This window comes from Bacillus sp. Y3, assembly GCF_008123875.1.
Classification (GTDB): Bacteria; Bacillota; Bacilli; order Bacillales; family Bacillaceae; genus Bacillus; species Bacillus altitudinis.
On sequence record NZ_VSSC01000005.1, the window covers coordinates 256012 to 279517 of the forward strand.

The following is a 23506-nucleotide window of genomic DNA, read 5'->3' on the forward strand; positions in this document are numbered from 1 at the left end:
TCACCCCCAAATAAATTAATCGAGCAAGCTTATGAGCTTCTTAGCGAAGCCTTGGTCAGTGACAGCGACAACTACGCGAGCTTCCTTCCCTATAGAACGTCCGAGAACGGAACGGTCTTCAACTTTTCTAACCGGAACATTGTAAAATTTGCATTTGTCAGATACCTTTTTCTCTGTGTTGGATGAGGCATCTGCTGCAAGAAGAACCAGCTTAGCACGCGCATGTCTAATTTCTTTGATCACCAGATCTTCTCCTGACACGACTTTACGAGCTCGATTTGCTAGACCAAGCAAAGGATACCATTCAGATTCAGTCATTAGGTTTTTTCACCTTTTCAGCTAGTTCTAGTAATTCTTCAAAAATGTGTTCGTCAATCTGTGTCTGAAATTGCTGCTGTAAACTACGTTTGTTCTTCGCCGCAAGAATGGTTTCTTTATCGAGAGAAAGGTAAGCGCCGCGCCCGTTCATTTTTCCGGTTGCGTCAACAGACACTTCACCTTCTTTTGAACGAACAACGCGAATCAGTTCTTTCTTTGGTTTCATTTCTCCCGTCACGACGCATTTTCTAAGCGGGATTTTTTTTCGGCTTTTCACCTTTTATATCACCTCTTATTCGTCAGATTCCTCAGCTACTGGTTCAGCCTCTAAGAAAAGAGATTCAGAGTCTTCAGTTCTTGGGAAAATACCGAGTTCTCTTGCATCTGTTTCGCTTTTAATGTCAATCTTCCAGCTCGTTAATTTCGCTGCAAGACGCGCATTTTGACCTCTTTTACCAATGGCTAATGACAGCTGATAATCAGGGACAATGACAGTTGTCGCCTTATCTTCTTCATTTACAATGACATCAAGAACTTTTGATGGACTTAACGCATTGGCAACAAATTCAACCGGGTCATTCGACCAATGAACAATGTCAATTTTTTCGCCTTTCAGCTCATTGACAATTGCTTGTACACGCTGACCTTTAGGTCCAACACAAGAACCAACTGGATCAACATCAGGATCATCTGTACGAACAGATATTTTAGAACGGTCCCCTGCTTCTCTAGCGACAGATTTAAGCTCTACAGTACCATCATAAATTTCTGGCACTTCGATTTCAAATAAACGCTTTAAAAGACCTGGGTGTGTTCTTGATACATAAATTTGTGGTCCTTTTGTTGTTTTTTCTACTTTCGTAATGAACACTTTAATGCGGTCATGTGGTTTGTAGTCCTCATTTGGCATTTGTTCGTTGACCGGAAGAAGGGCTTCGATTTTGCCAAGTGACACGTAAATGAATTTACTGTCAATTCGCTGAACGATTCCCGTCATGATGTCTTCCTCACGATCGATAAACTCAGTGTAAATCACACCTCGCTCTGCTTCTCTCACTCGCTGCGTCACGACTTGTTTCGCTGTCTGAGCTGCAATGCGTCCGAAATCTTTTGGTGTGACTTCAATTTCAACCACGTCACCAACCATGTAATTCGGGTTGATATTTGCTGCATCATCTACAGAGATTTCAAGGCGAGAATCATACACTTCATCTACAACATCTTTTCTTGCGAATACGCGAATCGTTCCCGTTTCACGGTTTAAATCAACACGCACATTTTGTGCTTGATTAAAATTACGCTTGTATGCAGAAATGAGTGCAGCTTCTATCGCTTCAATAATAATTTCTTTACTAATGCCCTTCTCTTTCTCAAGAACAGTCAGGGCATCTAACAACTCACTACTCATTTTTATGGTTCCCCCTTATATCAATGAAAAGGTTAATTGAACGAAACTGCTAATCTTGCGTTAGCAATTTTTTCGTATGGAATATTGATCTCTTTCTTTCTTGTCTTGATCTTCACTGTCACTGTTGCAATCTCACCATCAAAGCTTGTAAGCTCACCTTCAAATGCCTTTTCACCATCAATTGGTTCGTATGTTTTCATGAAAACATTTTTTCCAAGTGCTTTTTCAAAATCAGCTTTTTTCTTTAATGGGCGCTCCGCTCCAGGAGAGGACACTTCAAGAAAGTAGTTTTGGCTAATTGGATCTGCCTCATCAAGCTTTTCGCTCAAGGCTTCGCTCACTTTGGCACACTCCTCGATATCGACGCCTTTATCAGAGTCAATAAATACGCGAAGGAACCAGTTTTGACCCTCTTTGACAAATTCAACATCAACGAGTTCAAGCTGTAAGCCATCTAAAATTGGCTGCACCATGTCGCTTACGATATCCACTACTTTTTTGCTCATTCTCTTCCTCCTTGTGCTTTCGATAAACGCTCTTATCAATCATTCTGCATAAAAACCCTGCTTTATTGTGAGCAGGGGGAGCAGAAAACGGATGAATAATGTCGAGACAAAAATTGCCTGTTCAATACAAAAGAGCGGGTTTCCCCACTCTTGTCTCGGTAATCGTTAGCATTTCCATAAAAACTATACCATATCCAATTTTTTTATGCAAATGAAGTTCCTTATAAACAGGCATTCTTCATCAGTTCTTTTCATTCATTCTTTTGGCGTGTTCACGAATAATTCCTGCCTCCCGGCTCTCCTTTAAAACTCGAAAACCATCATAATCCGGGTAGAGGGAATCATCGTCTTGAATGCTTGTTAAAATCCAAAATTGGCTACCTGCGCCTCCGAGCTGTTCAATTGTCTTCAGCCAGCTATCATATACATCAGGACGGGCTGCTTGATTTTGATAGCCAAACTCTTCTAATACAACAGGTTTTCCGATTGCGTTTCCTCGGGTGATATGATCTTTGATCCATTTCACTCCCCATGCAGCAGACTGATTCCAGTGATCTGGGTATAAATGATAGGTTCCATAATCAATATGAGGGAGAGCAGTCAAACGATCCCAATCAACACCTTCTCCTCCACTGTAAAACCAATCATCATGACCTGTCATGCGAAAGAACCCTTCGTCTCCTACAGCAACAAGATGATTCGAGTCGATTGATTTGATCCATGCACTCATTTCATCTGCCCAGTTTACTAGTATATCTCCCGAAGGGTCTGACTGAGCGCGCGGCTCATTGGCGAGCTCCCATGTCATAATAGCAGGATCATCTTTATATTGAACACCTGAGTACGTATTGGTTCTCTCTAATACATAGCGCACATAGTTTTTGTAAGCTGTTTTAATCCGAGGATCTGTATAAAAGTGATCATGTGACCCTGCCTGAAACCACTTCACATATTGATTCATCCCGCCAAAGTCATCCCAATTGTTCACGAGTGGGATGACCAGCTTGATTCCTTCCTGCCCTGCTTTATAAATCGCATAGTCTAGTTTTTGAAAACCGGATTCTTCATAAACACCTGGACGAGATTGTAAGACTGAGTTTTCTTGAGGGGTACCATCGTGAAATCCCCAAATACGAATAACCTTTAAATCCATTGCCTTCATATCGTCAAAAACAGCATCTACCATCTTTTTTGATTTGTAATGGAAATAATAATTATTTGTGCCAGCAAAGTAAAATGGGTGGTTGTTCAATACAAAATGTGTACCAGATGTTTGCACATAGGAGGAGGCCTTTACGGTCAGAGTGAACCAACCCGCCCATAAAGTGATCAGCAGCATAAAACAAGCCACCTGTTGAACCCATTTTTTCATTTCATTCTCCTCACAATCTCTTATTCTACTGGTACGATGATATCTAGTTGAAGCGGTGTTTGTTTAGTTGAATCAAGTTCAATCGTCTGCTGCTGCAACATTTTACTTTCTTCACCAATTCGAATCTCATACGTCCCGTGAAACGCTGGACATGTCACTTGGCCATTCGCATCTGTTTTTTCCACTCTTTGTGTCGTCCACTCCTGTAGAAGCTTTTCATAACGCCTGCCTGCTTCATTTAACGACCAATCATGATTCACGATGGCTGCGTGCTCACCTCTCCAATGAGCACCCGCCCAAAATCCCCACATCAGCACACCTTTTACGGCTGGATGACTAAAGGCAACCCGATATAAAGCTTCTAAGTTATCCGCTCGTCTATTGGCATCCGGATGAACAGAGTCATACTCTGTCACCCATATCGGTAGACCAAGCTCAGCAAGCACATCTAGTCTTTGTTTTACAACAACTGGATCCACTCGATCTTCAAAGTGACCTTGAACTCCAATGGCCTCAACTGGTGCCCCCAACTGACGAAGTTCATTGATATGTGCTTTATATGCGTGATGTTCGCCGTATGAGATTACATTATAATCATTGACAAACAGCAAGGCTTGAGGATCAATTTTTTTCGTTTCTTCATACATCCATTTCCAAATCTGTTTCCCAAACCGGTCTTTAAAAAATGAACCATGCATCATTTCGTTGTTTACATCCCAATGACGGAATTTCCCTTTGAAATGATTGCCTGCATGCTCAAGCCGCCTTTTCATGGCTTCATATACTTCATGATTCGGTAATGATTTCAGCCAGTTTGGATTGGCATCCTCTACCTCCCAAAATAAGGCGTGCCCCCTCACTGGAATTTGGTGTCTATTGGCAAAATTCAGCATGGCATCTGCTTTTTCGTAGGTTATTTTCCCTCTTTCAGGCTCATTTGCATACCATTTTGCCTCATTTTCAAACACAGCCCAATTAAAATGTTGAACAAAAAAATCAGCATACGTTTGATTGAATAGAACTTGGTCATTCATTGCTGAACCAAATGCAAATTCATGTCTGATTTGTTTTATTTCCACCTCTATTCCGGCAACTGGCTTTTGTTCCTTATTGATGACGTTTATGACAAGCTCTCTTTGTCTATGTTGTAAGATTCGATTATTTGCTTCTTTTCTCCAGCTTTGATTTTCTTGTTCCTGTGATCCGCCATTCGATGAATGATTCATAAATTCTTTCTTATTAACCATGATGACATCACCTTTGCTTTCATTTCATTTATCTTATTAGGAAACCGCCGACTAAAAAAGCCGGCAGCTGTACTACGTTCTATTCGTTTATGAGACGATGGTATTCTGCATAAGCCGTAGCCATATCAACTTGCGACCAGAAACGGTGATAGGTGAAACTTGGCGCTCCGTTTTCCCATTTGCCTGTTGCTTCATTAAAAGATGATTGATATTTACTCTCCAGGGCTGACCAAGCTGGGTCTTGCTTGATTTTCGGACGAAGATCTGCAAAGCTCGTATACACTCCGTTACCTCCTCGCTGCGGGTCAGAAGGAATGGTGCTGGAACCAGGAATCTGATTTCCTTGACCAAATGTTCCGTTCCAGCCATTTGGGAAGTACACTTCTTTTTTAAAGAAACGGTGGTAGTCTTCTCTGTCTTCCTCTGTCACAATCCCTACACCATCATTGTAATTCCAAGCGACCTCAAGGAGCTGTGCCGCTGTCTCTTTTGCTCTTATGCCAAGTGCTGTGTAGTTTCCTGTCTCTTTCTGTGTTGCAGCAGCAAAGAATGTGAGTGCTTTGATTAGACTGCCCAGTACACCAGTATCTTGAGTAGGATCTTTTGTAACTGCCGTTAAATTTGGATTACCTGTTGCAGATTGGAACCCGCTCCAAGTGTCAGGCTGGCCGCTCCATTCTATATTCCCAGGAATCCAAAAATCTCCAGGTGCACTCGTCGTAGCAACAGCAACATTTGTCCCCCCTAGAATCCTTTGACCCTGACCATCTAAAAAATACCCATCTTGATCCGACACAGGACGAGTGCCAATAAAAATATAATCTAGTGAATAGTTGACCCATTTTGTGATGACAGATTTGGCCATTTGGAAATTTTCAGATGTTTTGTCGCCATCTTTTGCAAAGATATAATAAAGCTCTGCTACACGCTCAATCGGCCATGCTTGCATTCCAAACCAGTTATTGGACGGAGGATCATGGTAAACAGGCGCATCTTCATAAGCCATATCATAAAATGTGCTTCTTCCTGCTGGATAAGCGCTATAGTCTCCATTCCAGCTGTTGGTAGCACCTCCTGCAATCGCTCCCTCTTTTGATTGAAGCCAGACGTAAAATTCAAGCTGTCTCTTTAACGTCTTTTCCCAATCACTTGCACCAGTCGGTGACGATGGCTTTAAGCCTCCCTTATCTGAGGATAAAGCGTAGGCAGCGACTGGGTTTTGATACCCTTGATGACAATGGCTCGCTCCGATACGCCATGACCAATTCGCATATTCTCCAAGTCCCCCGCCCCAAGAGGTATACCATGCCATTAAGTGATGACATGCACTTTTTCCATTTCCAGGATACGGATTACCTTGCTTGCCGCTTCCAATTGTTTGAAAATATTTATCGTACATTCCGTAACGAAGGAAATCCCCCATCTTTTTCGCTTTATCAAGATAGGCTGAACCATTATAGCCAAGTTCCTTTGCCCAATACATTGCCTGTATCGCACGTGCATCAGCGTCCGTCGCATTTGTGTAGCGCCACTGGGCGGCTGGCGCTTGATTTTCTTTTGTGAACAAGCTCATGAAACCTTCATTGGGCTTTCCGGCCGTTTTATCATCTTGTGATGGATGAGGGATGGCCTCCCATACGGATTCTTGCGGCCCCCGCTGGAATGTGTTTACATATGCGGCTGTATGTGATGGATTGAGCAAATTCCCATATTCATACCAGTTGTCTACATCAAGAAGCCAGTGCATTAAATACGTTTCATTCGTTCCGTAAGTTGACCTCAGTTCATGATCAATTGGATCTTGACCAGCAGGGCGAGCACCCGTCAACTGGCTCGGATATTGATCTGGATATGGTTTTTCTGAAGCGTATGTGGCTGGGCTAGATGGATTGTAAGAGCTCATATGCGGCTGTTCGTCATGTCCATCTTCGTTTACTGGAATGATAAACTTCTCCATATTATCCCAAGCCGCTTCTAGTTTGCTCCAATCGCCTGTGTAATGCCCATACAATACTTCAAGCCATAACCAGTAGCTGTAAGCTTCTGAAGTTGTCATATGCCCGTAATCAGGTGCCTCACAAATGAGTGTCTCAACGGAATGATACGGAATGCCTTCTTTTGAAAAATATCCATTCGTCTCGTTTTTCATTTGATGATAAAGCGCTAAAAACCGTTCTTTATTTGTCATGTCCTCACCCTTTATATTTATTTATTCGGAAGCGTACCAAATACTAAATCACCTTGATCAAAAACAGGAATTCTCGCTGTTTTTTGCATATTGGATGTTAATCCTTGAAAGGAATAATCATTTGAGGCATCCCATATATTCGCACCATTTGGCGCAGATAACCGGAACTGTATTTCCTTCTTATGAAGCGATTCGCCTCCTGGAAAAATAGCTACGCCAGTAAAATCGATTTCTGTAAAATAGATATGGGATGATGCGTCATACACCGTTAACGGAGATAAGGAAGCGCCTTCATTGTAGACAGCTGTCACTTGAATATCTTTATCAGTGAATCCCTTCGCAAATATCTCGCTCAGATTGACATAATATCTAAAAGAAAGTGATTGACTACTTCTTGCCGGCCAGCCTGATCGATTGTATAGAATGGCTTTGATCTGAGTAGATGTTGTATCGTTACTCATGACAGCTGCCTCTACAAAAAACTCATCTTCCACTTTTTCTTTAGGCGGAAAATTCGGCAGCTTTGACTGCCCCTGACCAAACAGCTGCACCATTTTGGCTACATTTCCAGTAAAGGCGGCATTATAGTCTGTTGCTACCTCGTTTGATACATAGTCAGAGATGTCATCGGTATACTGATCCTGTGCATTAGGCCCACCAACAAGCGCTCCATAAAGCGTGTGCCGATGAGAAGAAGGAGTTGTCAGCTGATTAGACCATGAGCCATGTGCAGTTCGATGGTGTGGATGCATCGGCGGATTTTTGCCAAACCCAACGACATAGCTTCTATTTTGCGGATTATCCCCTAACATATAGTGTGTTTGCCTGATCGCAAACGTTTGGTATCGATTCTTTTTTTCTTGATCAGAGACCCAATCTGCGTACACAAACGCTAAAAATGCAGCATTTGCTGTATAACGAAGTGAACCCCATTGATCTAACCACGCTAGTCCGCCAGGCGTATAAGTGATTCTTTCTACTTTTCCATTTTGAACAAAACCCGTCGACCAGTAATCGAGATTACGCTCCGTCGATTCGATAAACCTTTTCTCCTTTGTGATTCTCGCAAGTAAAATTTGCGAAGCAAAAAAGGTATTGTCCCACGACATCGTAAACGTATAGTCCCAATCCTTCGGCCATTCTTCTACTGCTTTTAGTGCTTTGTTTAAATAGGTCTGGTCATTTGTCGCCAAGTACAGCCATATTCCACCCCAAATGAGCTCATCAATATAGCCGCTCCAGGAGTTATAAAATGGCTGAGCATTGGTGACACAATCTGTATACTCACCGCGATATTGGTCAGCAAATGCATAAAGCTGCTTTGCATGGGTGAGAAGCTTTGCTGCATAAGGCGCGTCTGTTTCTTTAAAAATAATTGAACCTGCTGCTAAAGCGGCTGCGGTTTGGGCGGCTACTTCTGTTCCTGGACAATGTTCATCAATTTTAAATGCTGGCCGGTTCATTGGCATCACTTCTGCTGGACCCCACCAGCCATGATCCGCATTCCCATCGCCTACTTGTGCCCAAAATTCATTTGGACCTGTATGGGCTTTCAAAAAATAATCGGTTGCCCACTTGATTTGATCTAACATATCATCAAGCAGCTCTGCCTCTTCGTAAGCTTCTCGGTACTCATAGACTGTCCATGCAAGCACGGCTGCCGAGTAGGCCATCGGAAGCCCGAACTTCACATGATCACCAGCATCGTACCAGCCGCCTGTTAAATCATGACCAACATCTTTCCCATCCTCTAGTCCAGAATCCCCTCGCCAGTTAAGACGATTGCTTTCAGGAAGCTTTCCGGAACGCTGGGCTTCGTAAAACAAAATGGATTTTTGAAGCACCTCTACATAGTTGTAATCTGACATGTACCTACTTCTCACCCCTTCTTTTTTCTTAAACGTGAAACATTGAACAAAAAATGACCACCTCCTTGTCATTCCGTACGTGTTTTGTACAGTGTTGAAAAGAATCAAGCGTGTTTCAAAAATGTGCATAGTAAACAGCCATCAGCTTGACGCTCACCGAGGGTTTTCTCCTGATTCTTCATGTGACTGTACCCAAAATGATCATATGTCGTATGAGAACATTTCAGACGGCTAAATTCTCTTTTTTGCTCTATTTGGGTAGAAAGAATGACATACAATCTCTTCTCTCAAAACACGACGTTAAATCAAGATATATGAACCAAAAAGAAAATAATTCCAGTTAAAATATTTTAGTTTACATAATAATTTTATTGTATATATAAAAAGAACGCCCTTTAAGGGCGCTCTTCATTTTTCACATTAGAACAAAGAAAGCTGGTTTTGATCAGGAAGTGCTTCTAAGCAGCCTTGACGATCCAAATACTCAAGGATGGTCTTAGACACTTTTCCTCGTTTTTGTAAATCTTCTTTTGAAAGGAATTCGCCATCTTGGCGTGCGCGTACAATATTTAACGCAACGTTTGTTCCGAGTCCAGGGATGGAGTTGAATGGCGGGATTAGCCCGTCTCCATCAATGATAAACTCAGTGGCACTTGATCGGTATAGGTCTACTTTTTTAAAGTGATAGCCTCTTTCACACATTTCAAGTGCAAGCTCTAGTACAGTTAATAGGTTCTTCTCTTTCGGTGATGCATCAAGACCTTTTGAGTTAATATCGTCCATGACCGCTCGAATCGCATTCGATCCTTTTGTCATCGTTTCGATATCAAAATCATCAGCACGAACGGTAAAATAAGCCGCATAGTACAGAAGTGCATGGTGCACCTTGAAATAAGCAATCCGAACAGCCATTAATACATAAGCAGCCGCATGGGCTTTAGGGAACATGTATTTAATCTTTTTACAAGAATCAATGTACCAGTTCGGTACGTTATTATTCTTCATTTCTTCTTCCCATTCAGGAGGAAGTCCCTTCCCTTTACGAACAGATTCCATAATTTTAAAGGCAAGTGACGGCTCTAACCCTTGATAAATCAGATAGACCATAATATCATCACGACATCCAATCACTTCGCTTAGTTCACACGTTTTATTATGAATCAGCTCTTGGGCGTTGCCGAGCCATACATCTGTACCGTGAGATAGACCAGAGATCTGAACAAGCTCCGAGAAGGTGGTCGGTTTTGTATCTTCAAGCATCTGACGAACAAACCTTGTGCCAAACTCTGGTATCCCAAGTGTTCCCGTTTTACATCCAATTTGTTCTTCTGTGACACCGAGAGGTTCCGTTCCTTGGAAGATTTTCATGACCTCAGGATCATCTGTCGGAATCGTTTTTGGGTCAATTCCGCTCAAGTCCTGTAGCATCCGAATGACCGTTGGATCATCGTGTCCAAGAATATCTAGTTTCAGCAAGTTATCATGGATTGAATGGAAATCAAAATGCGTCGTTTTCCAATCAGAACCTGTCGCATCTGCTGGATATTGAATTGGTGAGAAATCGTAAATGTCCATATAATCCGGCACGACGATAATACCGCCTGGATGTTGGCCCGTTGTCCGTTTGACCCCCGTACAGCCCTGTACGAGCCGGTCAATTTCAGCACCTCTCATATGAAGGTTATGATCTCCTGCGTAGCCTTTCACATAACCATATGCCGTTTTTTCTGCAACGGTACCGATTGTACCTGCGCGGTATACATACTCTTCACCAAACAGCTCTTTCGTATAGTTATGGGCAATCGGCTGATATTCTCCTGAGAAGTTCAAGTCGATATCAGGCACTTTATCTCCTTTAAAACCTAAGAACGTTTCAAACGGAATATCGTGTCCGTCTTTTTTATACGGCGTCCCGCATTCAGGACAGTCTTTATCAGGAAGGTCAAATCCTGAGCCAACCGATCCATCATTAAAGAACTCAGAGTGCTTGCAACTTGGACATACATAGTGCGGCGCAAGCGGGTTCACTTCTGTAATCTCTGTTAATGTCGCAACGAGAGATGAACCAACTGATCCCCTTGAACCAACTAGATATCCATCATCAAGTGATTTCTTAACAAGCTTATGAGAAATTAAATAAATAACAGCGAAACCGTGACCAATAATACTCTTTAATTCTTTCTCGATCCGGTCTTCTACAATTTTCGGTAAATCGTCACCGTAGATGCTGCGAGCCATGTTATAGCTCATTTCCCGAATTTCTTCATCTGCACCTTCGATTTTTGGTGTATAAAGATCGTCTTTGATTGGTTTAATACTTTCGACCATCTCAGATACTTTTTGCGTATTCGTCACGACAATCTCTTTCGCCTTTTCGTCCCCTAGGAAAGAGAAGGCTTCTAGCATTTCATCAGTTGTTCTAAAATGAACTTTTGGCAGTTCATGACGATTGAGTGGATTCGCCCCGCCTTGTGATGAAATTAAGATTTTGCGATAAATTTTGTCTTCTGGATGCAGGTAGTGCACATTTCCAGTCGCCACGACTGGTTTATTCAGTTTTTCACCAAGTTTTACAATGTTTGTGATGATCTCTTTTAATGCACGTTCATCCCGAACAAGCTCCAGCTGGAGTAAATGCTGATACACTTCTGGCGGATGAACTTCTAAATAGTCGTAAAATGCAGCAATGTCTTCTACCTCATCAGGTGACTTCTGCATCATCCCTTCAAACACTTCACCCTTATCACAAGCAGACCCAACAATTAAACCTTCTCGATATTTCTCAAGCTGTGAGCGCGGGATACGCGGCACGCGGTAGAAATAATGAATATGAGAAAGTGAAACAAGCTTAAATAAATTCTTTAGACCCGTCTCATTTTGTGCAATCACCGTTGCATGGTAAGGACGTGAGCGCTGATACGCATTGGACTGCCCCATGTTTTCGTTCAATTGATCGTGGTAGGCAATCTCTTTTTCAGCCGCATCTTTTAGCATCTTCAGCATGAGGTAACCAGTTGCTTCTGCATCATAAATCGCCCGGTGATGCTGCGTGAGTTCAATATCGAACTTTTTACACAGCGTGTTCAGCCGGTGATTTTTAAATTCTGGATAAAGGAATCGGCCGAGTTCTAGTGTATCAATGACAGGGTTTGACGCTTTATCGGTTTTTAACAGTCGCTTATATGCTGCATTTAAAAAGCCCATATCAAAGCTCGCATTGTGAGCAACAAGGATATCTTGTCCAATCCACTCTTTGAAATCTCGAACAACATCGACCACATCTGGTGCATCTCTCACCATGTCATCCGTGATACCGGTTAGTTCAATGGTTGTTGCTGATAACGGATGATGAGGGTTTGCAAATGCCTCAAAGCGGTCAATGATTTCCCCGCCTTTGATTTTCACGGCTGCAAGCTCAATGATCGTATCATACACAGCAGAGAGTCCTGTTGTCTCAACATCAAATACGACAAACGTCGCATCTTCTAACAAGCGGTGCTCTGGATTATACGCAATCGGTACCCCGTCGTCGACTAAATTGATTTCCACCCCGTACATCATTTTGATGCCATGCTTTTTACTTGCTGCATACGCATCTGGAAAGGATTGTACAACGGCGTGATCTGTCAGGGCAATGGCCTCATGCCCCCATTTTTTTGCTTGTTCAACAAGTTTACCGATGCCAGTGACAGCATCCATCTGGCTCATTGGCGAATGCAAATGAAGCTCAACACGCTTTTCTCCCTCAGGTGCAGTATCTTCTTTCAGCTGAGGTTTCATTTCATTGACGTCATTTGCGATCATGACAAGATCTCTCACAAACGTATCGTTTTGAATGCTTCCTCTTGCTTTGACCCACATCCCTTTTTTCAAGGATTTCATGAGCTGAGCATCTTCTTTTTCTCTCGCAAACATTTTGATCAAAATACTATTCGTATAATCGGTAATTTTAAAGATACAAAGGGTTCTGCCGCTTTTTAGTTCGCGCGTTTCTGCATCAAACACGTACCCTTGGACGGTGATTCGTCTTTCTTCGTCCATAATACTATCAAGCGTACGTATTTCTTCATTGTCTTTGATTTGATAGCCAATCATCAGAGGGCCAGAAGGAGCTTCCTCTTGATCCTCACTTTCCTTCTTCTCCATCTCAACAAGGGCTTGCATGGCTCTTTCTTGATCTTCAGCAAGTTTTTGTTCTCTGAACTTCTGAATCTCTTGATCTGATACAAAAATTTCTGTATCAAATTGAAGTTCTGGAAAACCAACTTGTTTAAATGCAGCCTGAAGCATTGGGCTATATTTCTTCTTGATGGCCAGAGCCTCAGTTTCGCTTTTTGTTTTGATGATGATCTTATGTCCAGACAGCGCTGGTTTTTGCTGTTGAAGCAAGCTGATGATTGGGGGAGAAATTCCTTGAAGCTCTTCCACACAATGTGACCAATACGATTGAACGAGCTCTTCAGATATGTGCGGATCATTGACTTCAATCGTACAAGTGACTTGTGCGATATGAGAAAATGCATTTGTCAGCCTGCTTAAAAACATTGCATATACTTGGTAAGGCAAAAGCGCCTTAAATTTAAAATGGAAATGCCACGTTTTTGCCGCCTTATGCACCGTCAATTTGACGATCTCGCCTTCTTCAAAGTAACGACTGAGGTCATCATCTGTCATTTGAATCTGATTGAGTAATATATGAAATTGCCGCCGGGTAATCGGTAATTGTTCATCCAAGACAGGACCCTCCTTTTGCAAATCAGAAAGGTACCTCTTTTTTGCAGGAGGTACCTTCATTTTTTTGTTCGTTTTTTATGCTTGGCGTATAAATGAAATCAGTTCATCAACAGATACTTCGTGTGATTCACCTGATTTTCTGAATTTCACTTCGACAATTCCTTCTTCTGAACGTTTCCCGCAGCTAATGCGAATTGGCAGTCCAATTAAGTCACTGTCGGCAAATTTGACGCCTGCACGCTCTTGGCGGTCATCGAAAAGGACTTCATAGCCCTCTTCCTGTAAACGCTCATACAGCGTTTCAGCCAGTTCCTTTTGTGCATCGTTTTTCATATTTAAGGCAAGTAGATGAAGATCATATGGCGCAACTGTTTCTGGCCAAATAATCCCCTTATCATCATGATGCTGTTCAACAATCGCAGAAAGGGTTCTAGAAATTCCAATACCATAGCAGCCCATGATCATTGGCTGCGCACGTCCATTTTCATCGAGGTATGTTGCATCCATTGCCTCTGAATAACGCGTGCCTAGCTTAAAGACTTGTCCTACTTCAATTCCTTTTGCGAACTGGATCGTGCCTTCTCCATCTGGAGAAACGTCCCCTTCTTGAATCAAGCGAAGATCTGTATATTCCTTCACTGACAGATCACGAGCAGGATTAACATTGACATAGTGATAATCCGATTCATTTGCACCTGCAACTGCATTTGTCATTCCTTTTACAGCGTGGTCTGCATAAATCGTTACTTCCGCTTCAAGCTTCACTGGTCCAACAAATCCTGGTTCTGTTCCAATCACGTCTAGTACTTCCTCACGTGAAGCAAGCTCTACAAGCTGTGCTCCAACTAAGTTTTTCACTTTCACATCATTTACTTCATGATCGCCTCTTGTCAGAACAAGTACATACGCATCGTCCGCTTTAAACAAGACAGATTTGATACATGTAGAAGGAGCCACTTCTAAGAATGACGCAACATCTTGTATTGTCTTCACCTGCGGCGTGTGTACTTTCTCAAGTTCTTTGAAGTCCGCAGGGTTTGCTTCTTCTCCGTGATACACAGCCTCAGCCATTTCAATGTTCGCAGCGTAGGAAGATGTGTCAGAGTATGCGATTGTATCTTCTCCTACTTCTGACAGTGCCATAAACTCATGTGTATCTTTTCCTCCCATTGCCCCAGAATCGGCAATGACTGGTCTAAAGTTAAGGCCTACTTTTGAAAAGACATTCGAGTAAGCTGTAAACATTTTGTTGTATGTGTCATCAAGGCTCTCTGGTGAAGAGTGGAATGAATAGGCGTCCTTCATAATAAATTCACGTCCGCGCAATAACCCAAAGCGAGGTCTTTGTTCATCACGGAATTTAGATTGGATTTGATATAGTGTCAAAGGAAGCTTTTTATACGATTTGACTTCACTGCGTACGAGTGATGTGATCACTTCTTCGTGTGTTGGGCCAAGTGCAAACTCGCGGCCGTGACGATCTTTCATACGCATGAGTTCTGGACCGTATGTATACCATCTTCCTGACTCTTGCCACATTTCTGCTTGCTGCAGCACTGGCATTAACAGCTCAGCTGCTCCCGCCTTTTCCATTTCCTTGCGAACAATGGCTTGAATGTGCTGAATCACTTTATGTGCTAACGGCAGGTAATGATAGATACCGCTCGTGTTTTGTCTAATAAATCCAGCTCTTACTAATAGCTGATGACTTTTTGCCTCAGCATCTGCTGGCACCTCTCGAAGAGTTGGAATGAAAGTCAGGGATTGTCTCATGTCGTTACACCTCATTTAAGAAATAGGACTTCTCACAAAAACTCTTGTTTCCCATAATGAGAAACAAGAGACAATGGTTTTTATAAAAATAATCGCTGGATGTCATTCCATGTCACTACTAGCATTAATAGCATGAGGAACGCAACACCAATGAAGACAACAAGTGCCTCTTTCTCACGATTAATTGGTTTGCCGCGAATGGCTTCAACGAATAGGAAAAGTAATCTTCCTCCGTCTAATGCAGGAATCGGTAATAAATTCACGATCCCTAAGTTGATACTAAGAAACGCAGCAAACTGCATTAATGTTAACACACCTTGTTTCGCTACTTCTCCTGTCATGTCATATATTCCAACAGGACCTGCAAGCATATCTAATGAAAATTGTCCTGTGACAATCTTTTGCAAGTTCGTTAAGATGAGACCTGCTGTAGATATCACTGTAGTGCCTGAGGATGAAATGACTTTGAGAAAGCCGTTTTCCGTTGGCGGATAAGAGCCAAAACGACCAATGGTTTTTCCTTCGGCCTTCACAGCTTCCGGTACAACTTGAATGGTGCTTTCTTTGCCATCTCGGTCAATGACGACATTCATTTTTTTATCTGGGTTCTTTTGAACCGTTTGAACAACATCTGTCCAAGAATTCATTTTATCCCCATTAATTGAAACGATATGATCTCCCTGCATAAGCCCAGCTTGCGCTGCCCGGCCGTCTTTTGTCAGCTTACCAAGTACAGGATCATCCACGGTTACACCTTGAATAAATCCTAAAGCCACTAGAATCACATATGCCAGGATAAAGTTCATAATCGGTCCAGCTGCAATGGCTTTAATACGCTGCCATACTGTTTTTGAACCAAACTGACGGTTGTATGGCGCAATTTGAATTTCTTCACCATCTGCAATATAGAAGCTTGTTTGGCTTACATTGTAGCCAGTCAGAATGTCTTCATTTCCAGCCTCATATCCTGAAATTCTCATCGCATGATCTAAATCAATTTGTTCAACTTCAATGACAAGTGCATCAGGATATTTCTCTTTATCATTTAAAATGATTTTTTCTACTTCATTTTGCTCATTGAATAAGAGCCCCACTGTATGACCCGGTTTAATTTCAATGACTTCAGGGTCTTCTCCAGCCATTTTAACAAATCCGCCGATTGGCAGAAGTCTGATGGTATAGACGGTTTCTTTTCGTTTAAAGGAGAAAATCTTCGGTCCAAAACCAATTGCGAACTCGCGGCATAAAATGCCTGCGCGCTGCGCCATAATTAAATGGCCAAGCTCGTGGAAAAAAACGAGCGTTCCAAAAATAATAATAAACGCAATCACTGTATTCACGAACATACCACCTTATGCGAGGATTGATTGAACAAAGTCTCGTGTATCTTTGTCCACTTCATGGATATCTTGCAAACTAGGCGTTGAAATCACATGATGTCTGTTCAGTGCCTTTTCAATCAATTCTTCAATTTGCAGGAACGTTACTTTGCCTTTTAGAAATGCATCAACAGCTATTTCATTGGCTGCATTAAGCACAGTAGGCATTGTCCCTCCTATTTTACCTGATTCATAAGCAAAATGTAAGCAGCGATACCTGTCAAAATCCGCTTTTTGGAAATTTAATTGTCCAATCTCCCAAAGGTTTAATGATTTCGCTTCTTTTAATGGCGCTCTATCAGGATAAGTGAGCGCGTATTGAATCGGAACCCTCATGTCAGGTGTACCTAACTGAGCCATGACACTTTTGTCATGGAATTCCACCATGGAATGGATGATGCTCTCTTTATGTAACAGCACATCAATTTGATCGTATGGGATATCAAACAGCCAGTGCGCCTCAATCACCTCAAGCCCCTTATTCATCATGGTCGCTGAATCGATCGTGATTTTTGCGCCCATGGACCAGTTCGGATGATTCAGCGCTTCTTCAACCGTTACACCTTCAAGCTCCGTGCGTTTTTTATCTCGGAAACTGCCGCCTGAAGCTGTGACGATTAAGCGTTCAATGTTTTTAGCTTGTTCACCTTGCAGGGATTGAAAAATAGCGGAGTGTTCACTATCGACAGGAAGTAAAGGCACGTCATACTTTTTGGCGTACTCTTTTACTATATGACCAGCTGTCACAAGTGTTTCCTTATTTGCAAGTGCGATCGTCTTTTTTTGTTCAATGGCTTTTAATGTCGGCACAAGTCCGACACTTCCTACCAGTGCATTGACCACAACATCCACTGCATCATAGGTCGCTGCTTCGATGTTCGCTTCATCACCCGCAGCCATTTTAACATCGTATTGAAATGAATGACCTTTTAACGTGCGATAGGTCTCTTCGTCTACACATCCAACGAATTCAGGCTGAAATTGTTCAATGATAGGGATGGCCTTGTCTATATTTCTGCCAAACGTCATCGCTTTCAACTTGAATTTGTCTGGATGCTGCCTGATCACATCTAATGTTTGTTCTCCAATTGATCCTGTTGCGCCTAATAGCGAAATATATTTCAAATTGCCACTCCTTCTCTCGTTCAATTAGTTTCTATGAGGTTAGCTAGCAAACGTGGCCAGCAATAAATATAAAAACGGCAGAACGAATAAAAAGCTGTCAAACCTGTCCAAAATTCCGCCATGACCTGGGAGTATTGTCCCTGAATCCTTCACATGGTAATGACGCTTTAAAGCAGATTCCACAAGGTCGCCAAGCTGTCCAAAAATACTGAGCAAAAGAGTAATAAACATAACAAGCAGATATGATGGCAAAAATCCTGTAACCGCCTGGAACACAAGTGACAGCACAACCGCTGTGACGATTCCGCCGATAAATCCTTCTACTGTTTTGTTTGGGCTGATCTCTGGCCAAAGCTTTCGTTTCCCCATAGATTTCCCAATAAAATAGGCACCTGAGTCAGTGGACCAAATAATCACCGCTGCGAAGAAGATCGCACTCATGCCATACAAGCCTCTAATTTGAATAAAATAATAGAAACTAACGCCAATATATAATGTGGCTAATATAACAAAAGCAACCTCATCGAATGTGAAAGAGTTTTTACTCAGAACTGTATAAGTTAAAAGGATTAAGACTGCAAATAAAGCAATCTGCATTTTTGATGCGTCTACGTTCGGGAAGAAGCTATTTTCTCCGCCCATTAAAAGCCAAAGCAATATTAAGCTGACAATGCCAGGAAAGCTGAAAATCGAAATCTTTTTCATTCTAAGAAGCTCAAAGAGAGCGACACTTCCCATTAAATAAATCAGCAGGGTAAATGGCATTTGTCCATAAATCACTGCAAGTAAAAACACTGCAGCTGCCAGAACACCCGTCAAAATTCTTTGTTTCATCTGCACCACCCTCTAAATTCCACCGAACCTCCGGCCGCGGCGCTGGTACTCTCCGATAGCGCCTATGAGATGCTCATCAGAAAAGTCAGGCCAAAGCACATCCGTAAAGACAAACTCGCTGTATGCAATTTGCCAAAGCATAAAGTTGCTTAATCTAATTTCTCCACTCGTACGAATAAGCAAATCCGGATCTTGAAGAGATTCTGTCATTAAATAAGCTGAAAACATCTCTTCTGTGATGTCTTCTGCTCGAAGCTTGCCTTCTTTGACTTTTTCAGAAATTTGTCTGCATGCAGAAATAATTTCTGTCCGTCCTCCATAATTGAGCGCAAAATTTAAAATGAGTCCGTCATTATTCGCCGTACTCTTCACTGCGTTCTCTACCGCTTTTTTCGTATGCTGCGGGAGGCCGTCTGGATCACCTGTTAAACGTACACGGACATTTTCCTCGATGAGTTCAGGCAGATAGATGTTTAGAAACTCTTCAGGAAGCTTCATTAAAAAGTCTACTTCTAGTTTTGGACGTTTCCAATTTTCTGTAGAGAAAGCATACAAAGTCAGCACTTTGACATTCAGCTCATTTGCAAGCTTGGTCATGCGCTTGACAACTTTCATTCCTTCATGATGTCCTGCTACCCGTGGAAGCGCACGTTTCTTCGCCCATCTTCCATTCCCATCCATGATAATGGCGATATGTTCAGGAATTTCTCCATTTAATATGTCTTCTTTTGTCAGGCTTTCTAAGTTGGAAGCTGCTGTTTGCTGATTCTTCCAATTTTTGAGTATATTGAGCATGAGATTCCTCCATCACCCAAAAAGGTTGCGTTCCCGCTAATAATTTAGTCCTCAACAGTATTAACAAAAAAACCCCCTGTAAACATGAAGAGGGTCTTTTCACTATTATCTATTGTACATAGTTTTTTCTTAAACTTCCATGATTTCTTTTTCTTTATCTTTTGTCACTTCATCAATTTTAGCGACATATTCATCTGTCAATTTTTGAACATCTTCTGTAGATGATCTTAATTCATCTTCAGTGATCTCCCCATTTTTCTCTAGCTTTTTCAATTCATCGTTTGCATCACGACGAACATTACGAACAGCTACTTTTGCTTCTTCTGAGTATTTTCTCACAACTTTTACAAGTTCTTTACGTCTTTCTTCTGTTAGTGCTGGGATCGCAATACGGATCACGTTTCCGTCACTTGTTGGTGTGATACCAAGATCAGACTTTTGGATCGCCTTTTCGATATCACCGATCGCTGTTTTATCGTAAGGTGTGATAATCAGCATACGTGCTTCTGGCACTGTAATTGACGCAATTTGGTTTAGTGGTGTTTGCGCACCATAGTAATCCACTGTTACTTTGTCTAAAAGGGAAGCATTAGCTCTGCCCGCACGGACAGTTGCTAGTTCACGTCCGTATGCTTGAACGGCTTTTTCCATTTTTTCTTTTGTTTGGTTCAACACTTCTTTTGACACGTTATTTCCCCCTCACGATCGTTCCGATTGATTCGCCATTGACGGCACGTTTAATATTTCCTTCTTCCATAATAGAGAAGACGATTAATGGAATGTCATTGTCCATACATAATGAGGACGCAGTAGAATCCATTACAGCAAGCCCTTCTTTTAGTACATCAAGATATGAAAGCTTATCATATTTTACTGCATCCGCATCTGTACGAGGATCAGCACTGTAGACACCGTCTACATTGTTTTTCGCCATTAAAATGACATCTGCTTCAATTTCAGCTGCACGAAGTGCTGCTGTTGTATCAGTAGAGAAATAAGGGTTACCAGTACCTGCAGCAAAAATCACGACACGTTTCTTCTCAAGGTGACGGATCGCTTTTCTTCTTATGTATGGCTCTGCAACCTGTCTCATCTCGATAGAGGTTTGTACTCTAGACTGAATGCCAAGCGTTTCTAGGCTGTCTTGTAATGCCAATGAATTCATTACTGTTGCAAGCATCCCCATATAGTCTGCTGTTGCCCGGTCCATTCCTAAGTCACTGCCTGTCTTACCACGCCAAAGGTTTCCTCCACCTACAACGACTGCAACTTCAACATCAAGTTCTGCAATTTCTTTTACTTGCTTTGCAATTGATTGAATGACAGTTGGGTTAATTCCATTTCCAGCATCACCAGCTAGTGCTTCTCCACTTAGCTTCAGTACAATGCGATTATATTTCGGTTTGCTCATGATAACCTCCAAGTGTAAACTATACCGTCTCTTATTATGCGTAAGAAACCGTCTTTTGTAAATCAATATCCTCTAAAAAATAGGGAACACAGTGCTTGTGCTCCCTAAAAAAGCCCCAGAGAGCTTTTCAAACATTATTTTTTCACTTGGCTCATGACTTCTTCAGCAAAGTTGTCTTGACGTTTTTCGATACCTTCGCCCACTTCATAGCGAACATAAGTTTGAACAGTTGCGTTTTTCGCACCTACAACTTGTTTCACTTTTTCATCTGGGTTTTTAACGAATGCTTGGTCAAGTAAGCAAATTTCTTCGAAGAATTTGTTTAGACGGCCTTCTACCATTTTAGCAACGATATTTTCAGGCTTTCCTTCCTGAAGCGCTTGTTGTGTTAATACTTCACGCTCACGGTTTGCTTCTTCTTCAGACACTTGGTCACGAGAAATGTATTTAGGGTTTACAGCAGCAACGTGCATTGCGATGTCTCTCGCAAGCTCTTCATCAGTTGTTCCGTTAAGAACCGCTAATACACCAATGCGTCCGCCCATGTGTAAGTAAGAACCGAATGCAGCGTTATCTTCTTTTGTGATGACTGAGAAACGGCGCAGCGTAATTTTTTCTCCGATTTTCGCGATTGCAGAAGTAATATGTTCTTCAACTGTTGAACCATTTTCCATTTTAGAAGCATGTGCTTCTTCAATTGTTGCAGGTTTCGCAGCAAGTAAATGATCAGCAAGTTCGTTAAGAAGATTTTGGAATCCTTCGTTTTTCGCAACGAAATCAGTCTCAGAGTTCACTTCTAGGATAACACCAGTGTTGCCGTCAGTTTTAATAAGAGTTAATCCTTCTGCCGCAATACGGTCTGCTTTTTTCGCAGCTTTTGCGATCCCTTTTTCTCTTAGAAGATCGATTGCTTTGTCGATGTCACCATCAGTTTCTGTTAACGCTTTTTTACAGTCCATCATACCTGCACCAGTTTTTTGACGCAGTTCTTTTACTAATTGAGCAGTAATTGCCATTTTACATTTCCTCCTTCTATGTTAAAACACGGATTACTAGGTGAAAAAAAGGTGATAAAAGGCAGTTCCCTCTTATCACCTTTTGAATAGGTTACGCAGTTGTTGTTTCAGTTTCTGTCGTTTCTTCTACAACAGCTTCTTCTTCGCCTTGTTTAGACTCAAGAATAGCATCTGCCATTTTAGCAGTTAGAAGTTTTACAGCACGGATTGCATCATCGTTTGCAGGGATCACAACATCAATTTCGTCTGGATCACAGTTTGTGTCAACGATACCGATAATTGGGATATTCAATTTACGAGCTTCTGCAACTGCAATACGCTCTTTACGAGGGTCGATAATGAAAAGTGCATCTGGAAGACCCTTCATGTCTTTGATTCCGCCTAGGAATTTTTCAAGACGTTCTAATTCTTTTTTCAGTTGAACGACTTCTTTCTTAGGAAGAACTTCGAACGTACCGTTTTCTTGCATTTTTTCGATATCTTTTAAACGTTTGATACGTTTTTGGATTGTTTCAAAGTTTGTTAATGTTCCACCAAGCCAGCGTTGGTTTACATAGTACATACCAGAACGGATTGCTTCTTCTTTCACTGAATCTTGTGCTTGCTTTTTCGTACCAACGAAAAGGATTTTTCCTCCGTCAGCAGCAAGGTTTTTTGTGAAGTTGTAAGCTTCCTCTACTTTTTTCACCGTTTTTTGAAGATCGATGATGTAGATACCGTTACGCTCTGTAAAGATGTAACGCTTCATTTTTGGGTTCCAACGGCGTGTTTGGTGACCGAAATGAACACCAGCTTCTAGCAATTGTTTCATAGAAATAACTGACATGTTGTTGCCTCCTAATATAATGGTTTTTTTTCCTCCGCTTAAGTCATGTTCACATAAAACTGCGCCACGGCAGCACCTTCATACGAATCATTAAGCGTGTGTATTTAACACCAAGAAATAATATAACACATGATGGACTGACAATCAAGAATCCTTTACAGCTTTCCGCTAAATTTTAATAAAAGCTCGATTTCTGTCTTGCCCGTTTTTAATTCTTTCGCTATTTCTTCTAATGATAGCCCTTGATCATATAAGGCCTTTACTTGATCCTCAAATGTTTCTTCTATTTCACTTTCAGAAGGCGCAGAAGCTTCTGTTTCGAGACTTGAAACGGGTTCGTTTACCTTCTCTTCCTGCACCTCAACTTCGCTAAGGAGAGCCGACAGGTGCTCTGGAACTGGATCTTCACTTTCTACCGATTGCAGGGATTCAATTGGTGGTTGTGGCTGCTTTGGTGTCTGAAGATCCGATTTCAGCTCTTCAGCAGAAAAATCAGGGGAAGTGGCTGCAGCTTTTGATAGTTTTTCATTCTCTTCTTTGACTTCCATCAAAAATGCAGCCAGGGTATTTTCCGTTTCTTCTAAAAGCTCTCGCTGCTTTTGTTCTGTTGCCTTCAGCGAATTCATTCTCGTGTATAAAATGATCACAAAATAAATAAGTGCAGCATGAAGCATAAAGCTAATCAGCCATAGCATATTTTTTCACT

At 41.8% G+C, this 23506-nt stretch carries 19 protein-coding genes; all 19 read right to left on the bottom strand.

From position 1 onward, the window contains the following. Positions 1-15 precede the first annotated feature (15 nt). Positions 16-318 carry a YlxQ family RNA-binding protein gene (locus FXF70_RS13570; RefSeq protein WP_007499528.1) on the bottom strand — a complete coding sequence of 101 codons (303 nt, stop codon included), beginning with the start codon at positions 316-318 and terminating at the stop codon, positions 16-18. Then, on the bottom strand, positions 311-595 hold the full coding sequence (gene rnpM, locus FXF70_RS13575; protein WP_008344742.1) for an RNase P modulator RnpM: 285 nt from the start codon (positions 593-595) through the stop codon (positions 311-313). The genes FXF70_RS13570 and rnpM overlap by 8 nt, the downstream gene beginning before the upstream one ends. 15 nt (positions 596-610) lie before the next feature. Next, entirely contained in the window at positions 611-1726 is a 1116-nt protein-coding gene (gene nusA / locus FXF70_RS13580) for a transcription termination factor NusA (RefSeq protein WP_007499530.1), read from the bottom strand. A gap of 32 nt (positions 1727-1758) precedes the next feature. Continuing rightward, on the bottom strand, positions 1759-2232 hold the full coding sequence (gene rimP, locus FXF70_RS13585) for a ribosome maturation factor RimP (protein ID WP_008344744.1): 474 nt from the start codon (positions 2230-2232) through the stop codon (positions 1759-1761). Positions 2233-2473: 241 nt separating this feature from the next. Next, entirely contained in the window at positions 2474-3604 is a 1131-nt protein-coding gene (locus FXF70_RS13595) for a glycoside hydrolase 5 family protein (RefSeq protein ID WP_019744171.1), read from the bottom strand. Between the two features lie 20 nt (positions 3605-3624). Further along, positions 3625-4851 (bottom strand): endo-1,4-beta-xylanase, encoded by a 1227-nt coding sequence (locus tag FXF70_RS13600; RefSeq protein WP_148780424.1) that lies wholly within the window; start codon positions 4849-4851, stop codon positions 3625-3627. Positions 4852-4930: 79 nt separating this feature from the next. Continuing rightward, on the bottom strand, positions 4931-7039 hold the full coding sequence (locus FXF70_RS13605; protein WP_048002821.1) for a glycoside hydrolase family 48 protein: 2109 nt from the start codon (positions 7037-7039) through the stop codon (positions 4931-4933). A 17-nt stretch (positions 7040-7056) separates the two neighbouring features. Then, positions 7057-8907, bottom strand: a complete 1851-nt coding sequence (locus FXF70_RS13610; RefSeq protein ID WP_035392050.1) for a glycoside hydrolase family 9 protein — start codon at positions 8905-8907, stop codon at positions 7057-7059. 420 nt (positions 8908-9327) lie between these two features. Next, positions 9328-13641, bottom strand: coding sequence for a PolC-type DNA polymerase III (locus tag FXF70_RS13615; RefSeq protein WP_017367257.1), 4314 nt, complete (start codon positions 13639-13641; stop codon positions 9328-9330). Between the two features lie 75 nt (positions 13642-13716). Next, positions 13717-15414, bottom strand: a complete 1698-nt coding sequence (locus FXF70_RS13620) for a proline--tRNA ligase (RefSeq protein WP_024720366.1) — start codon at positions 15412-15414, stop codon at positions 13717-13719. 80 nt (positions 15415-15494) lie between these two features. Next, positions 15495-16760, bottom strand: coding sequence for an RIP metalloprotease RseP (gene rseP / locus FXF70_RS13625; protein WP_007499546.1), 1266 nt, complete (start codon positions 16758-16760; stop codon positions 15495-15497). Between the two features lie 6 nt (positions 16761-16766). After that, positions 16767-17918: a 1-deoxy-D-xylulose-5-phosphate reductoisomerase gene (gene dxr, locus FXF70_RS13630; RefSeq protein WP_019744167.1), complete on the bottom strand. Its 1152-nt coding sequence runs from the start codon at positions 17916-17918 to the stop codon at positions 16767-16769. 39 nt (positions 17919-17957) lie between these two features. Next, positions 17958-18752: a phosphatidate cytidylyltransferase gene (locus FXF70_RS13635; protein ID WP_007499550.1), complete on the bottom strand. Its 795-nt coding sequence runs from the start codon at positions 18750-18752 to the stop codon at positions 17958-17960. Between the two features lie 12 nt (positions 18753-18764). Further along, on the bottom strand, positions 18765-19547 hold the full coding sequence (locus FXF70_RS13640; RefSeq protein WP_007499552.1) for an undecaprenyl pyrophosphate synthase: 783 nt from the start codon (positions 19545-19547) through the stop codon (positions 18765-18767). Positions 19548-19676: 129 nt separating this feature from the next. Next, positions 19677-20234 carry a ribosome recycling factor gene (frr, locus tag FXF70_RS13645; RefSeq protein WP_008344764.1) on the bottom strand — a complete coding sequence of 186 codons (558 nt, stop codon included), beginning with the start codon at positions 20232-20234 and terminating at the stop codon, positions 19677-19679. A gap of 1 nt (position 20235) precedes the next feature. Beyond that, positions 20236-20958, bottom strand: a complete 723-nt coding sequence (gene pyrH / locus FXF70_RS13650) for a UMP kinase (protein ID WP_008344767.1) — start codon at positions 20956-20958, stop codon at positions 20236-20238. Between the two features lie 134 nt (positions 20959-21092). Continuing rightward, on the bottom strand, positions 21093-21974 hold the full coding sequence (gene tsf / locus FXF70_RS13655; protein WP_007499558.1) for a translation elongation factor Ts: 882 nt from the start codon (positions 21972-21974) through the stop codon (positions 21093-21095). Positions 21975-22065: 91 nt separating this feature from the next. Continuing rightward, a complete protein-coding gene (gene rpsB / locus FXF70_RS13660) occupies positions 22066-22800 on the bottom strand; it encodes a 30S ribosomal protein S2 (protein WP_025207335.1) in 735 nt (244 codons plus the stop codon). Between the two features lie 155 nt (positions 22801-22955). Then, positions 22956-23495 carry a hypothetical protein gene (locus FXF70_RS13665; RefSeq protein ID WP_048001563.1) on the bottom strand — a complete coding sequence of 180 codons (540 nt, stop codon included), beginning with the start codon at positions 23493-23495 and terminating at the stop codon, positions 22956-22958. Positions 23496-23506 lie beyond the last annotated feature (11 nt).